The following is a 15,047-nucleotide window of genomic DNA, read 5'->3' on the forward strand; positions in this document are numbered from 1 at the left end:
ATCGATTACTTCAACGCCGCACGCGCTGCCTTCACCGCGGCCAGCACCTGCTCAGGCGCGGTGCCGCCCGGATGATTGCGGCTCGCCACCGAGCCCTCGAGCGTCAGATACGAGAACACGTCGTCGCCGATCAGACGCGCGACGTTCGGCAGTTCGCTGCGCATTTCGTCGAGCGTCAGGTCCGCGAGGTCGCAGCCGCGGTCGGCGCATACGCGCACCGCGAGCGCGACGGCTTCGTGCGCGTCGCGGAACGGCAGGCCGCGCTTGACCAGATAGTCGGCGAGGTCCGTCGCGGTCGAGAAGCCTTGCAGCGCGGCGTCGCGCATCGCCTGCGGCTTGACCGTGATGCCGGCGACCATTTCAGCGAAGATGCGCAGCGTGTCTGCGACGGTATCGACGGTGTCGAACAGCGGCTCCTTGTCTTCCTGGTTGTCCTTGTTGTACGCGAGCGGCTGGCCCTTCATCAGCGTGAGCAGCGCCATCAGATGGCCGTTCACGCGGCCGGTCTTGCCGCGCGCGAGTTCGGGCACGTCTGGGTTCTTCTTCTGCGGCATGATCGACGAGCCGGTGCAGAAACGGTCGGCCAGATCGATGAAGCCGACGCGCGGGCTCATCCACAGCACCAGTTCTTCGGAGAAGCGCGACACATGCGTCATCACGAGCGCGGACGCGGCCGTGAATTCGATCGCGAAGTCGCGGTCGGAAACCGCATCCAGCGAATTCGCGCAGATGCCGTCGAAGCCGAGCGTCTTCGCCACGGCGTGACGATCGATCGGATAGCTGGTGCCGGCGAGCGCAGCCGCGCCGAGCGGCAGACGGTTCACGCGCTTGCGGCAGTCGACCATGCGCTCGGCGTCACGCGAGAACATCTCGACGTAGGCGAGCAGGTGATGGCCGAACGTGACCGGCTGCGCGACCTGCAGGTGCGTGAAGCCCGGCATGATGGTCGCGGCGTTCTGCTCCGCGATGTCGAGCAGCGCTATGCGAAGTTCGGTGAGCAGCCCGCCGATGCGGTCGATCTCGCCGCGCAGCCACAAGCGGATGTCGGTCGCGACCTGGTCGTTGCGCGAGCGGCCGGTATGCAGGCGCTTGCCGGCGTCGCCGATCAGCGCGGTCAGGCGCGCTTCGATGTTCAGGTGCACGTCTTCGAGATCGAGCTGCCATTCGAACTCGCCGCGCTCGATTTCACCCTTGATCTGCGCCATGCCGCGCTCGATCGCGGCGAGGTCGTCGGCGGAAATGATCTTCTGCGCGGCGAGCATCGACGCGTGCGCGAGCGACCCTTCGATGTCGACGAACGCCAGACGCTTGTCGAAGAAGACCGACGACGTATAGCGTTTGACGAGCTCCGACATCGGCTCCGAGAAGCGAGCCGACCAGGCTTCGCCTTTTTTGTGCAGTTGGGACGTCATGGTGTTGAGCGGTAAAAACGAGCGGTGAAGAGGCTGGCGACGCGAGTGCGCGAGTCGTGCAGAAGCGCCGCCGCAGCGAAGAAAGACGGAGATTTTAACACCGGGCGAGGGCGGCCAAGGCGCTGCCGCCCATCGCGGACCCATTCGCGGGCCCATTCGCGAGCCTATTCGCGCACCAGCACCACCAGCTTCAGATCTTCGCGATGCGCGGGCTTGAACGTGATCTGGTCATAAACGATGCGCCCGTCGCGCGGATGGTCGAACTCGCGCCTGCCGCCCTCGCGCCCGCCGACGTCCTGCGAGGCCCAGTAGTGCGCGAACTCGTCGCTCGCGGCTGAAAGCGAATCGATCAGCCCACGCGTGGGCGCATCGTTCAGATGGCGGATCGAGTCGGCGCGGAACTCGGCGGCGAGCCGCCGCGCGCGCGTTTCCCAATCGACGATCAACGCGCGCGCGGCCGGCTCGGTGAACGTGTAGCGCAGCAGGTTGCGGTCGTGCGCGCCGTCGAGCCAGCCGACGAACAGATCGGCCGCGCGCTCGTTCCACCCGAGCGCATTCCACTGCCGGTCGAGCACGTAGGCCGGCGTGTCGATGAGCTGCACGGTTTGCAGCAGCGTGGCGGGTGCATCGGCGGCGGCCGGATCGGGCTCGGCCGGATCGCGCTGCGCGGCCAGCTCGAACAGATAAGCGCGCTCGGCGCGCGACAGCTGCAACGCGACCGCGATGCGCGCGAGCGCATCGGCGGAAGCGGACACCGGCCGGCCCTGCTCGATCCACGTGTACCAGGTCGGGCTCACGCCGCATAACTGCGCGACTTCCTCGCGCCGCAGACCGGGCGTGCGGCGGCGCGGCCCTGGCGGCAGACCGACCGCCTGCGGCGACAGCCGCTCGCGATGGGCGCGGATGAAGTCGCCGAGTGCGCGGGCCGGCGTGGCGTCGAGCGGCGGCGGGTGATCGGCGGAGGACGGCGTCGTCATGCTATCGGCTGAGCGTGGAGGGGAGTAATAGAGATACCAGAATAATTGCCGGACTTGTACTGGTACATGGCGGGCTCTATTGTAGCGGCTGGATTCGCGCAACGCGTCGTTCGCCATGTCGACGCGCAATGAAAAAAGCCGGGTGTGGCCTGCGTCGGCCACACCCGGCTTTTGCTTGCTTCAGCGTCGAGCTCAACCGGTATTGCGCAACCCCGCCGCGATCCCGTTGATGCACAAATGAATGCCGCGCCGCACGCGCGCATTGGTGTCGCCCGCGCGATAGCGTTTGAGCAGTTCGACCTGCAGGTGATTGAGCGGGTCGAGGTACGGGAAGCGGTTCTTGATCGAACGCGCGAGCAGCGGATTCTCGGCGAGCCGCTCGCTCTTGCCGGTGATCTCCGACAACACCTTCGACGTGCGTTCCCACTCGGCAACGATGCGCTCGAACACGTGCTTGCGCAGCTTCTTGTCGGTTACGAGCGCCGCATAACGCGACGCGACCGCGAGGTCGGTCTTCGCGATGACCATGTCCATGTTCGACATCAGGTTTGCAAAGAACGGCCAGCTCTTGTGCATCTTCTTCAGCAGCGCGAGGCGGCGCGCGCGTTCCGCGTCCGACGGCGCGCTGTCCAGATGCTCGGTGACCGCGCTGCCGAATCCGTACCAGCCCGTCAGCAGCAGCCGGCATTGGCCCCACGAGAAGCCCCACGGAATCGCGCGCAGATCCTCGATCTTGCGCTGCTTGGGGTCCTGCAGCTTGCGCGACGCGGGGCGGCTGCCGATGTTCAGCTCGGCGATCTCCGCGATCGGCGTCGACTCGAAGAAATACTCCTTGAAGCCCGGGGTTTCGTAGACGAGCGCGCGATACGCGGCCATCGCCGTATCGGACAGCTGCTGCATCGTTTCCTCATACACCGGCAGTTCGGCCAACGTGTGGTCGTGCGGCAGCAGCGACGCTTCGAGCGTCGCGGCCACGACGGTTTCCAGATTGCGCCGGCCGATTTCCGGATTCGCGAACTTGCTCGCGATCACTTCGCCCTGCTCGGTCAAACGGATCTGACCGTCGACGGTGCCAGGTGGCTGCGACAGGATCGCCTGATAGGTCGGGCCGCCGCCGCGGCCGACGGTGCCGCCGCGTCCATGGAACAGACGCAGCTTCACCCCGCGTTCGTTGAACAGCGACACGAGCGCCAGCTCCGCGCGATACAGCTCCCAGTTCGATGTCAGGAAGCCGCCGTCCTTGTTGCTGTCCGAGTAGCCGAGCATCACCTCCTGCTCGTTGCCCTGATGTTCGATCAGCGTGCCGATGCCAGGCAGCGCGAACAGATCGCGCATGATGTGCGGCGCGTTGCGCAGATCGGGGATCGTCTCGAACAGCGGGATCACCATCAGGCCCGCGCGCGCGGGGTCGTGCTCGTCGGCGAGACGCCCGCGCAACAGGCCGGTTTCCTTCTGCAGCAGCATCACCTCGACCAGATCGGAAACGGTCTCCGTGTGCGAAATGATGTAGTTGCGCACCGCGCGCGCGCCGAATTTTTCGCGCGTGACGCGCGCTTCCTCGAGCACCGCGAGCTCGCTCTTCACGAGGTCGGAGTACTCGGCGTAGGGCACGCGCAGCGCGCGCGGCTGCGCGAGTTCGGCGAGCAGCACGTTCAGCTTGTCCGTTTCCGACAACCCCGCGTAGTCGTCTTCGACACCGGCGCGCTTCAGCAGCTCGGCGATCACCGCTTCGTGGATGTCCGAGCTTTGCCGCAGATCGATGCTCGCGAGATGGAAGCCGAACACTTCGGCCGCGCGAGCGAGCGGTGCGAGACGCGGCGCGGCGAGCGGCGCGCCGTGATGCTCGGCGAGCGAGTCGATCAGCACGTGCAGGTCGCGCACGAAGTCGGCGGCGTCGTCGTAAGGGGTCGCGCGAATCGGCGCGACGCCGCGGCCGGCGCTGCGCAGCGGCACGCTGCCTTCGCCGAGACGCACGCGCGCGCTCGCCGCGAGGCGGGTGTAGATGCCGATCAGCGCGCGACGATACGGCTCGTCGGTGCGATGCGGCGAGTGGTCGGGCGAGATGTCCGCAAGCTCGTTGAGCGCATCGCTCACGCCGACGAGCACATTCGACATCGAAAGCTCCTCGCCGAGCTTGTGCACCTGCACCAGGTAGTGCTCGAAGATCACCGCGGCCTGACGGGTGATGGCGTTTTCGAGCGTTTCGGCGGTGACGTTCGGATTACCGTCGCGATCGCCGCCGATCCAGCTGCCCATCTGGAAGAACGGCGGCAGGCGTGCTTCGAGGCCATGCTCCTTCAGCGCCTCCTCGATGTCGGCGTACAGCGCCGGCACTTCTTCGAGGAAGGTGCTGCGGTAGTACGACAGCGCGTTCTCGATTTCGTCGGCGACCGTCAGACGCGCGTCGCGCAGCATCCGCGTTTGCCACAGCGACGTGACGCGCGCGCGCAGCATCGCTTCGTTGTGCGCGCGCTCGCGATTCGTCAGCGGCTGGTCGCGCTCGGCGAGCAGCCGCGCGATGTCGTGCTGCGCGTCGAGAATGCTCTTGCGCTGCACCTCGGTCGGGTGCGCGGTCAGCACCGGCATGATCAGCGCGTGATCGAAAAACCGCTGCAGCACCGGCGTCGCGGCGGCACCGGCCGCGACGAGCCGCTCGAGCGCATGCGCGATCGTGCCCGGCTGCGAGGCCGAGCCCGCGAGAGCGTGAATGCGATGACGACGGTTGCGGTGGCGGTCCTCGGCGATGTTCGCGAGATGCGAAAAATAGCTGAACGCGCGCACGACGCTGACGGTCTGCTCCGGCGTCAGCGAGCGCAGCTTCTTGTCGAGCGTCTGCGCGGCGGCGCTATCGTCCTCGCGACGGAAGCGCACCGCGTTCTGCCGGATCGTTTCGACGACGTCGAATACGGCGTCGCCTTCCTGCTCGCGCAGCACGTCGCCGAGCAGCCGGCCGAGATAGCGGATGTCCTGGAACAGCGGGTGGTCCTTGTCCTCGCGCGTGCGGCCGCCGTTCTTCACGGTGGGCGCGGTGGCGGGCTCAGCTTGCGACTCGGCCTCGAGCTTTTCCGTTTTAGCGGCGCGCGGGGGTGTCGCGTCCCCTTCGATCTTGATCTTGACCTTGGCCGGCTTGCTGGCGGTGGCCGAAGTCGCGGCTTTTTCGGCCTTGCCGGATTTCGTTGCTTTGGGCGCCTTGTCCTGCTTGACGGGCACAGAGGTTTGCGAGGCCTTCGAGGCCTTGGCGGCTTGCGCGGCAGCGTTGGACAGGACGTCGGGCGCCGCGGCGTCGGCCGGGCGAGCGGTGGGCGAGGCAGTGTTGCGGCGGGCGGGGCGCGCCGATCCGGAAGACGTCACGATGAGTTTCCTCGGGGAAGCCAGGGTCTGTTGATTGATGAACTGCGACTGCGAACTGCAACCAGCAAGTACAACGTGAACTGCGTGCAACAGGGACTGCGCAACGGACTACAAGACAGACTGCTAATGCGACTGCAACAAAGACTTGAGACGGCGGACTGCAAACGGCGACTGCCGACCCGCTACGAAGCGAGCCGCGCGTGCCGCAGCGCGTGCGACGAACCGCGCAAGCGCTGCCGATCGCGCGACGCCGACGAGGGAGAAGGGAGCCGCGGGCTGCCAGCCCGCGAAGAGACCGAACACGCGGCACGCATTGCCGCAGCGTGTTCGCCGCATTGCATCATCCCGCATGCCGCCGCGCGGCGCGAGGCCCGTCTCCTCCATCGATAGCGCTTGCGCACGGCGCCCCGCGGTGCCTTGGAACCCAAGGGCACAAATAAGGGCGCGTGCTAACATTGATTGTTATTCCATCCCGACATCAAGCAGCAAGCTAATGAACACCGAGACGTTTTCCACGCCACCCCACACGCTTGTGATTGCGTCGCGAGAGAGCCGCCTTGCCATGTGGCAAGCCGAGCACGTGCGATGTGCGCTGCACAAATTATATCCATCTTGTGACGTAAAAATCCTCGGAATGACGACACGTGGTGATCAGATTCTCGATCGCACGCTGTCGAAGGTTGGTGGTAAGGGGCTCTTCGTGAAAGAGCTCGAAGCCGCGCTCGCCGATGGCCGCGCCGACCTTGCGGTGCATTCGCTGAAAGACGTGCCGATGGAGTTGCCCGCCGGTTTCGCGCTATCCACCATCATGGAGCGCGAGGACCCGCGCGACGCGCTCGTGTCAAATCAGTACGACTCGCTCGCCGCGCTGCCGGCTGGTGCCGTGGTCGGCACCTCGAGCCTGCGCCGTGAAGCGATGCTGCGCATGCGCTATCCGCATCTCGACGTGCGGCCGTTGCGCGGCAATCTCGATACCCGACTCGCCAAGCTCGATCGCGGCGACTACGCGGCGATCATTCTGGCCGCGGCAGGGCTGAAGCGTCTCGGTCTCGCCGAGCGCATCCGCGCGCTGCTCGATCCCGAGGATAGTCTGCCCGCGGCGGGCCAAGGCGCGCTCGGCATCGAGATTCGCGCCGATCGCGCGGACCTCGCCGCATGGCTCGCGCCGCTGCATCATCAGCACACGGCGGCGGCCGTCGAAGCGGAGCGGATGGTGTCGCGCGCTCTCGGCGGCAGCTGCGAGGTGCCGCTCGCCGCCTACGCAACGTGGGGCGACGGCGCGCTGCATCTGCGCGGCATCGTCGCGACGCCGGACGGCCAGCGCGTACTGAGCGCGCAGGCGTCGGCGCCGGCGCCCACCATCGAAGGTGCGCTCGCGCTCGGCGAGGAAGTGGCGCAGTCGCTCGCGCAGCAAGGCGCGCGCGAGATCGTCCGCGCGCTCAGCACCGCGAGCGGTCCCACGGCTGCGCCCGGCGCGGCGGCCAGCGAGTGATGGCCGCCGGCACGCCCGGGAAGGCGCCGTTCACGGTCGTGATCACGCGGCCGGCCGGCCAGTCGAGCGACCTCGTCGAACGGCTCGAAGCAGCCGGACTCGCGTCGCTCGACTTCCCGCTGATCGATATCGCGCCCGTCATCGACGGCGCGCCGTTGTGCGCCGCGCTCGCGTCGCTCGAACGCTACGCGCTGGTCGTATTCGTGTCGCCGAACGCGGTCGATCACGCGTTCGCGCGCCATCACGATATCTGGCCGCACGCGCTGCCGGTCGGCGTGGTCGGTCCGGGCAGCGTGCATGCGCTCGCGCGCCACGGCGTCAGCGCGCCGGAGCATCGCGTGATCAGCCCCGCGGCGGGTGCCGACGACGAATCGACGAGCTTCGACTCCGAGGGCCTGTTTGCGGCGATCGAGGCGCAACTCGGCGCCGCGGGCCTCGAAGGCAAGCGCGTCCTTATCGTGCGCGGCGACGGCGGCCGCGAATGGCTCAGCGAGCGCCTGCGTGAAGCTGGCGCCGAAGTCGACACGGTCGCCGCGTACCGGCGCATCGTGCCGGAGCCGTCGATCGGCGCCTGGGCGCGCGTGCACGAACTGCTCGCGGGCGCGCCGCACGCATGGCTTCTGACCAGCTCCGAAGGCGTACGCAATCTGCAGGAACTCGCGCACGAGCATCTAACCGCCGGCGAGATCGAGCAGCTCAAACACGCGCCGCTCGTCACGCCGCATCCCCGCATCGCGCAGACCGCGCGGGCATTGGGTTTTGATAGGATTACGGTGTCCGGCGCGGGCGACGAGCGCATAGTCCGCGCCCTCGTGGCCGCGGCCGCCGTGCCTCCCGTCGTCCAACCGGTATCGTCCAACCCGGCTCAACCACGCATGACTGAAACGAACGCATCCACGAACGCCTCACCTCAGCCGCCGGCAAGCACCGCCTTGCCGCCGAATCAACCCTTCACGCCGTACGAAGCGCAAAAGCGCCGCAGCACGAGCGGACCGCTGCTGTGGCTTGTCATCGTGGTGATCGCGTGCGCGGTGGGCGTGGGCGGCTTCGCGATGAACCGCAAGCTGGTGCGCACCGAGCAGGAGCTCGCGCAGCGTCAGCAGGCCAACGACACGCAGACCAACGAGCTGCGCATCAAGATCGACCAGGCGCTCGCCACCGTGCATCAATCGGACGCGCAGGTCGCGCAGCTCGAAGGCAAGCTCGCCGATGCGCAGGCCGCGCAGCAGGCGCTGCAACAGCAGTACGCGGATCTCGCGCGCAATCGCGACGACTGGACGCTCGCCGAAGTCGGGCAGATGCTGTCGGCGGCCAGCCAGCAGTTGCAGCTGACCGGCAATACCCAGCTCGCGCTGTTCGCATTGCAAAGCGCCGATACGCGCCTCGCGGCGTCCGATAGCCCGCAGGCGCTCGCCGTGCGCAAGGCGATCGCGCAAGACATCGACAAGCTGAAGGCCGCACCCTCCACCGATCTGACCGGCCTCGCGATCAAACTCGACAACGCGATCGATCACGTGAGCGGCCTGCCGCTCTCGGGTGAAGCACCGATTCCGCGTGCCACGCCGCACGCGGCCACGTGGGCCGACACCGCGAAGGTGGCGGCGGCCACCGGCAAGCCGCGCTGGGAAGTGTGGATCGACGAGGTCACGCACGGCATCGGCGAACAGCTGTCGAGCCTCGTGCAGGTGCGCCGTATCGATAACGCCGACGCGATGCTGGTTACGCCGGATCAAGGCTACTTCGTGCGCCAGAACCTGAAGCTGCGTCTGCTATCGGCGCGTCTCGCGCTGCTGTCGCGCAACCAGACCACGCTGAAGTCCGACCTGCAGGCGGCGCAGTCCGCGTTGACGCGCTACTTCGACACTTCGTCGAAAGACACGCAGATGGTCATCGATCTCGTCAAGCAGGTGGACGCCGGTTCGGCCGCGGTCGAGCTGCCGAACCTCGATACGAGCCTGCAGGCCGTCAATCAATACCGGAACCGGGGTTAATCATGGCGATCCGGGGACTTCTGTGGCTCGCGGCGCTGTTCGCCGTCGCGGTCATGCTCGCGGTGGGCGGGCGCTTCGACGCGGGGCAGGTGCTGCTGATCTATCCGCCGTACCGCGTCGACATGTCGCTGAATCTGTTCATCGTCGGGCTGGTGGTGCTGTTCATCCTGCTCTACGCGCTGTTGCGCATCATCCGCAATATCTGGCGCATGCCGCAGCGCGTCGCCGCGTACCGGGCGCGCGCGCGTGTCGCGAAGGCGCACGCGGCGTTGCGCGACGCGATCGGCAACCTGTACGCGGGACGTTTCTCGCGCGCGGAAAAGGCTGCCAAGGACGCGCTCACGAATGGCGACAACAAGGGCGCGGCCGGTTTGATCGCGGCGACCGCCGCGCATCGCATGCATGAGTACGGGCGGCGCGACGAATGGCTCGCGCAGATCGACGAAGCCGAGTGGCAGGACGCGCGCCTGATGGCCACCGCCGACATGCGCGCCGACGGCCGCGACGCCGACGGCGCGCTCCATGCGCTGACCGAGATGCAATCGCAAGGGGCGCGGCGCATCCACGCGCAGCAGATCATGCTGCGCGCGCAGCAGCAATTGAAGAACTGGGGCGAAGTGCTGAAGCTCGTCAAGACGCTGGAGAAGCGCGAGGCGATCCACCCGGCGGTCGCGGTGCGGCTGCGTCAGCTGGCGGCGGAAAATTTGCTGCGCGATCGTCGCCACAACGCTGAGGCGCTGCTCGAATTGTGGCATTCGCTGTCGGCGACCGAGCGTCATTCGCCGCGCCTCGCCGATACCGCCGCCGAACTGCTGGTTGCGCTGAATCGTCCGCAGGAGGCGCGCAAGATCGTCGAGGAGGCGCTTGCGCAGAACTGGGATGCGCGGCTGTTGCGGCGCTATCCGGACACGGCCGGCGGCGATGCGTTGCCGCTCATCCAGAAGGCCGAGGCGTGGCAGAAGGATCGGCCGGAAGACGCGGACCTGATGTTCGCGCTGGGGCGTCTGTGCCTGCATCAGCAGTTGTGGGGCAAGGCGCAATCGTTCCTGGAACGCGCGCTGAAGCTCGCCGACAACGAGACGCTGAAGATCCGTTCGCATCGCGCGCTCGCGCGTCTGCACGAGCAGCTTGGAGACACCGACAAGGCGAGCGAGCACTATCGCGAGAGTGCGTTGGCGATGAACGTGACGTGAGTTAAGCCTCTTTAGCCGCTACCGGATGGCCGCAGCCTCGTGCTGCGGCCATTTGTTTTTCCGGCGCCGCTGTCCGGCTCGAATCGGCGGGACTGCGCTTTGCTTCACACCTCACCGGATGCGCAACCTGGGAGGTGTTCAAAGTGGCCAGCGACGCTATGACGGTGCAAACCGACACCCGCAGCGGCGACGTCGAGCGCAAGGGCGTCGTCGTCATTACAGGGGCAAGTGCCGGCGTGGGGCGCGCCACCGCGTCCGAGTTCGCGCGGCAGGGCTATGACGTTGGGCTGATCGCGCGCGAGCCGCGACGGCTCGCGCGTGCCGCCGAGGAGATCGCCGCGACCTATGGCGTGCGCGCACTCGCGTTGCCCGCCGACGTCGCCGATGCAGATGCGATCGAGCGCGCCGCGCAGCGCGTGAATCGCGAGCTGGGCGGCATCGACGTGTGGGTCAACGTCGCGATGGCGACCGCGTTTGCGCCGGTGTCCGCGCTCAGTGCGCGCGATGTCGAACGCGGCACGCAGGTGACCTATCTGGGGCAGGTCAACGGCATGCTCGCGGCGCTTCCCGTGATGCGCGCGCGCGGGCACGGGACGATCGTCAATGTCGGCTCGGCGCTCGGGTACCGGTCGGTGCCGTTGCAGTCGATCTATTGCGGCGCGAAGTTCGCTGTGCGCGGCTTTACCGATTCATTGCGTTCCGAGTTGCTGCACGACGGGGTCGATATCCATCTGACGATGGTCGATCTGCCCGCGGTCAATACCCCGCAATTCGACTGGGCGCTCAATCGCACGGGGCGCAGGGCGCGGCCGGTGGCGCCGGTATTTCAGCCGGAAGTGGCGGCGCGGGCGATCTACTTTGCGGCCACTCATCGGCGGCGGCAGGTGTGGGTCGGGTGGTCGACGGTCAAGGCGATCCTCGCGAACCGGATCGCGCCGACGCTGCTCGACCACTATCTCGCGCGTGCGGGTTACGACGGGCAACTGACCGATGAACCATTGCCCGCCGATGCGCCCGCGAACCTCTACGAGCCGGTGCCCGGCCACTACACCGCGCATGGCCGCTTTGACGATGAAGCGCGCGCGTACTGCTGGGAGCTGTTTACCGACCGGCATCGCAACGCGGTGTATGGCGCGGCGGTGCTGGCACTGGCAGGGGGCGTCGGGTGGCTGCTGAGGCGCAAACGGCCTTGATACGCAATCGGTGTGCCTCCTCCCTGTCGCCCATGAAAGGTCTGGACTATCCTACGAATGACAGTGCCGCCCACAATCCGTGGCGCGGCGTCCTCGACTGCGAACATTCCAAAAATGGAAGCGGACAGGCCAGTTCCTCACAAAGAGCAGACCACTGCAAGCAGCGCGCACCGCTGGATGCGCTGGCTGCCGGGACTGACGGTGCTCAAGGCGTACCGCTTGAGCTGGCTGCCGAGCGATCTGACGGCCGGACTGGTACTGACCACGATGCTGGTACCAGTCGGGATCGCTTACGCGGAGGCATCGGGGGTCCCCGGCGTGTTCGGCCTGTACGCGACGATCGTCCCGTTGCTGGCGTACGCGCTGTTCGGCCCGAGCCGGATTCTCGTGCTCGGCCCCGACTCCGCGCTTGCGGCTCCGATTCTGGCGGTGGTCGTGCAAGTGGCGGCGGGCGACCCGTCGCGCGCAATTGCGGCGGCCAGCATGATGGCGATCGTGTCCGGGGTGTTCTGTATCGTGATGGGCTTGCTGCGGCTAGGATTCATCACAGAATTGCTGTCTAAGCCCATTCGATACGGCTATATGAACGGCATCGCGCTCGCGGTGCTGATCAGTCAGTTACCCAAATTGTTTGCCATTTCGATCGAAGAGCGCGGGCCATTGCGGGACATCGTGAGCCTCGTGCAGGCCATCGCCGATGGCAAATCCAACTGGTACAGCTTCGCGGTGGGCGCGGGAAGCCTCGTGCTGATCCTGTTTCTCAAGCGCTTCGAGAAGCTGCCGGGCATCCTGATCGCCGTGATCGTCGCGACGTTATGCGTGACCGCATTACACCTCGATAGCGTCGGCGTGAAAGTGCTCGGAAAGATCCCTCAAGGCCTGCCGACCTTCGCGCTACCGTGGGTCACGGACGCCGATCTGGTGAAGATACTGCTCGGCGGTTGCGCGGTCGCGCTGATTTCGTTCGCGGATACCAGCGTGCTGTCGCGGACTTTCGCGGCACGTTTTCGCAGCCGCGTCGACCCCAATCAGGAGATGGTCGGGCTCGGCGTGGCCAATCTCGCGGCCGGCCTGTTCCACGGTTTCCCGATCAGCAGCAGTTCGTCGCGCACGCCGGTCGCCGAAGCGGCGGGCGCGAAGACGCAACTGACGGGCGTGGTCGGCGCGCTGGCGGTCGCGGCGCTGCTGCTGGTCGCGCCCAACCTGATGCACTACCTGCCCAACAGCGCGCTCGCCGCGGTTGTCATCGCGGCGGCGATCGGCCTGTTCGAGATCACGGACCTGAAGCGGATTTTCCGCATCCAGCAATGGGAGTTCTGGCTGTCGATGGCCTGCTTTGCCGGCGTCGCGGTGTTCGGCGCGATTCCAGGCATCGGCTTCGCGGTGGTGATCGCGATTATCGAGTTTCTGTGGGACGGCTGGCGACCACACTACGCGGTGCTCGGTCGCGTCGAGGGTTTGCGCGGCTATCACGACCTGGAGCGTTATCCGCAAGCGAAGCGAATCCCCGGACTCGTGCTGTTTCGCTGGGATGCACCGCTGTTCTTTGCGAATGCCGAGCAGTTTCAGGAGCGCCTGCTCGAAGCCGTTGCCGACTCGCCGGCACCCGTCAAGCGCGTGGTGGTGGCGGCCGAACCGGTGACGAGCGTGGACGTCACCTCGGCCGACATGCTGCGGGAGCTGACGCGCTCGCTCGACGAGCGCGGGATTGCACTGCACTTTGCGGAGATGAAAGATCCGGTTCGCGACAAGCTCAGGCGCTTCGAGCTGACCGATCTGATCGGCGATGCGTGTTTTCATCCGACGGTCAGTAGCGCGGTTGATAACTATGTCGAGACGGTTGGGGAGGGATAGTTTTCGGAGCTGAGGCTAGATCCACCGGAGAACGGGTTTGCGCCTCGCTTTTGCTTTTGAAATGGCTGTCAAAACGGTTTGGGACCGCGCCAGTTCACTCCTGTTCTTGGTCATCCCGCGACGCCCTTTGCCACCATCTGTTCACGACGGATTCTGTTCACGGTGGCGCGGTCGCAGCGCGGAATAGTCACGATCAAGATGAACGTCCATCAGGACCGGCGTTTTGGATTCGTCAGGCGCCGGGTCCTTTGGGTCGGGGTCCCCGAAAGCAAACTCGACGTCCACAGGAAATCGGCTGGTTGGCAGGTCTGAGGCACGATAGCGATAGTGATGCAGACGAACCTGCGGCGGTACTGTTCCCATATCGTTGCCGGGCCGCCGCTCGCCATTGCCGTCGATCCAGTAACCGATATCGACCTGGAGGAGATCTTCCAGTGTCGAGCGGTTAACGTCGGTCAATAGTGAACTGAAGCGGATCGTGAAGTGCGTCGCGACTTGCTTCACTTTTGCGCGGTCGGGGGAGGGGTCGAGCGGATCGGGTATCGCAACTACGATGATTTGCGTATCCGGCAAGACCCGATTCACGAAGGAATACTCCGTAACACCCACCACACCGCGCTCAGGCCGCGCCGCAAGAATGCGGGCCGAATATCGTATGTGCGGGATCGAAGGGCTGGTCGTCCCGCAGGATCGCCATTGCCGTGGTCAATATTCTGAAGGCCATGTCGCGCTGCTCGTCGGTCACAGTGTCCCTCGTCTCAGTTTCTGGCGCTGACGGTCCTGTGGGCATCGACATACTGAGCTGTGCATGTACCGGGATTGCGAACGAGAGGATCACCAGGATTGCGCCAGTAGGCCTGAACCACTTCCGCGCAAGCGTAGGCGTCTTCTTCATGAAGTTGGCTCCTATAGCCGGTTTCGAATTGCGCCATCTTTTGTGCTGTTTCTCCAGAGACGTTCAACAGGTCACTCAAGACGGGCTTTGTTCACGGCGTCGCGGTTTCAGCGCGGAATAGTCACGATTCAGTAGAACGTCCATTAGGACCGGCGTTTTGTGTGCGTCCGGCGCCGGGTCCTTTGGGTCTGGGTCGCCGAAAGCAAATTCGACGTCCACCGGAAATCGGCTCGTTGGCAGATTCGAAGCACGATAGCGATAGCTATGCAGCCGAATCTGCGGCGGAGCCGTGCCCATATCATTGCCGGGCCGTCGCTCGCCATTGCCGTCGATCCAGTAACCGATATCGAGCTGCAGGAGATCTTCCAGCGTCGAGCGGTTAATGTCGGTCAATAGTGGACTGAAGCGAATCGTGAAGTGGGTCACGACTTGCTTGACTTTCGTGCGGTCGGCGGAGGGAGCAAGCGGATCGGGTACCACATAGAGAATGATTTGCGTCCGCGGGAAAGCCGGATTCACGAAGGAATACTCCGTCCCACCTCCTTTGCCGCGCAGAGGGTCAGCCGCAAGAATGCGGCCGAAAATCGTATGAGCGGGATCGAATGGCTGGTCGTCCCGCAGGATCGCTATTGCAGTGGTCAAAATGCTGAATGCCATATCGCGCTGGGCGTCGGTCACAGTCGGTCTCA

The 15,047-nt window shown here is 65.8% G+C and carries 11 protein-coding genes; 5 read left to right on the forward strand and 6 right to left on the reverse strand.

The features are described 5' to 3' along the window. Positions 1–5 precede the first annotated feature (5 nt). The 3 genes from argH to ppc all read right to left on the reverse strand — a co-directional run bounded on the left by argH (position 6) and on the right by ppc (position 5,740). Positions 6–1,412, reverse strand: a complete 1,407-nt coding sequence (argH, locus tag AB3X95_RS32435; RefSeq protein WP_368623437.1) for an argininosuccinate lyase — start codon at positions 1,410–1,412, stop codon at positions 6–8. 164 nt (positions 1,413–1,576) lie between these two features. Then, positions 1,577–2,389: a helix-turn-helix transcriptional regulator gene (locus AB3X95_RS32440; protein ID WP_176121187.1), complete on the reverse strand. Its 813-nt coding sequence runs from the start codon at positions 2,387–2,389 to the stop codon at positions 1,577–1,579. A 192-nt stretch (positions 2,390–2,581) separates the two neighbouring features. Then, positions 2,582–5,740 carry a phosphoenolpyruvate carboxylase gene (gene ppc / locus AB3X95_RS32445; protein ID WP_368623438.1) on the reverse strand — a complete coding sequence of 1,053 codons (3,159 nt, stop codon included), beginning with the start codon at positions 5,738–5,740 and terminating at the stop codon, positions 2,582–2,584. A gap of 493 nt (positions 5,741–6,233) precedes the next feature. On the opposite strand from ppc, the gene hemC reads away from it, so the two are divergent. The 5 genes from hemC to AB3X95_RS32470 all read left to right on the forward strand — a co-directional run bounded on the left by hemC (position 6,234) and on the right by AB3X95_RS32470 (position 13,463). After that, a complete protein-coding gene (gene hemC / locus AB3X95_RS32450) occupies positions 6,234–7,232 on the forward strand; it encodes a hydroxymethylbilane synthase (RefSeq protein WP_368623439.1) in 999 nt (332 codons plus the stop codon). Continuing rightward, on the forward strand, positions 7,232–9,223 hold the full coding sequence (hemDX, locus tag AB3X95_RS32455) for a fused uroporphyrinogen-III synthase HemD/membrane protein HemX (RefSeq protein WP_368623440.1): 1,992 nt from the start codon (positions 7,232–7,234) through the stop codon (positions 9,221–9,223). The genes hemC and hemDX overlap by 1 nt, the downstream gene beginning before the upstream one ends. A 2-nt stretch (positions 9,224–9,225) precedes the next feature. Continuing rightward, positions 9,226–10,416, forward strand: a complete 1,191-nt coding sequence (locus AB3X95_RS32460; protein WP_176109267.1) for a heme biosynthesis protein HemY — start codon at positions 9,226–9,228, stop codon at positions 10,414–10,416. A 158-nt stretch (positions 10,417–10,574) separates the two neighbouring features. Next, on the forward strand, positions 10,575–11,609 hold the full coding sequence (locus AB3X95_RS32465) for an SDR family oxidoreductase (RefSeq protein ID WP_368623471.1): 1,035 nt from the start codon (positions 10,575–10,577) through the stop codon (positions 11,607–11,609). Positions 11,610–11,723: 114 nt separating this feature from the next. After that, positions 11,724–13,463, forward strand: coding sequence for a SulP family inorganic anion transporter (locus AB3X95_RS32470; RefSeq protein WP_368623441.1), 1,740 nt, complete (start codon positions 11,724–11,726; stop codon positions 13,461–13,463). 141 nt (positions 13,464–13,604) lie between these two features. On the opposite strand, the gene AB3X95_RS32475 is transcribed toward AB3X95_RS32470, so the two are convergent. The 3 genes from AB3X95_RS32475 to AB3X95_RS32485 all read right to left on the reverse strand — a co-directional run bounded on the left by AB3X95_RS32475 (position 13,605) and on the right by AB3X95_RS32485 (position 15,036). Then, positions 13,605–14,048 carry a hypothetical protein gene (locus AB3X95_RS32475; protein ID WP_368623442.1) on the reverse strand — a complete coding sequence of 148 codons (444 nt, stop codon included), beginning with the start codon at positions 14,046–14,048 and terminating at the stop codon, positions 13,605–13,607. Positions 14,049–14,082: 34 nt separating this feature from the next. Continuing rightward, complete coding sequence (locus AB3X95_RS32480; protein ID WP_368623443.1) at positions 14,083–14,358, reverse strand: hypothetical protein; 276 nt, start codon at positions 14,356–14,358, stop codon at positions 14,083–14,085. Positions 14,359–14,433: 75 nt separating this feature from the next. Further along, a complete protein-coding gene (locus tag AB3X95_RS32485; protein WP_309235061.1) occupies positions 14,434–15,036 on the reverse strand; it encodes a hypothetical protein in 603 nt (200 codons plus the stop codon). Positions 15,037–15,047: the final 11 nt, after the last annotated feature.

The sequence above is a fragment of the Paraburkholderia sp. BR13444 genome, assembly GCF_040948755.1.
Lineage (GTDB): Bacteria > Pseudomonadota > Gammaproteobacteria > Burkholderiales > Burkholderiaceae > Paraburkholderia > Paraburkholderia youngii.

Bases quoted from the DNA above. Each gene is read 5' to 3' on its own strand.
- AB3X95_RS32465 (WP_368623471.1), top strand. From the start codon at position 10,575: ATGACGGTGCAAACCGACACCCGCAGCGGCGACGTCGAGCGCAAGGGC.
- AB3X95_RS32480 (WP_368623443.1), bottom strand. From the start codon at position 14,358: ATGAAGAAGACGCCTACGCTTGCGCGGAAGTGGTTCAGGCCTACTGGC.
- hemDX (WP_368623440.1), top strand. From the start codon at position 7,232: ATGGCCGCCGGCACGCCCGGGAAGGCGCCGTTCACGGTCGTGATCACG.
- AB3X95_RS32440 (WP_176121187.1), bottom strand. From the start codon at position 2,389: ATGACGACGCCGTCCTCCGCCGATCACCCGCCGCCGCTCGACGCCACG.
- AB3X95_RS32460 (WP_176109267.1), top strand. From the start codon at position 9,226: ATGGCGATCCGGGGACTTCTGTGGCTCGCGGCGCTGTTCGCCGTCGCG.
- hemC (WP_368623439.1), top strand. From the start codon at position 6,234: ATGAACACCGAGACGTTTTCCACGCCACCCCACACGCTTGTGATTGCG.
- AB3X95_RS32470 (WP_368623441.1), top strand. From the start codon at position 11,724: ATGGAAGCGGACAGGCCAGTTCCTCACAAAGAGCAGACCACTGCAAGC.
- argH (WP_368623437.1), bottom strand. From the start codon at position 1,412: ATGACGTCCCAACTGCACAAAAAAGGCGAAGCCTGGTCGGCTCGCTTC.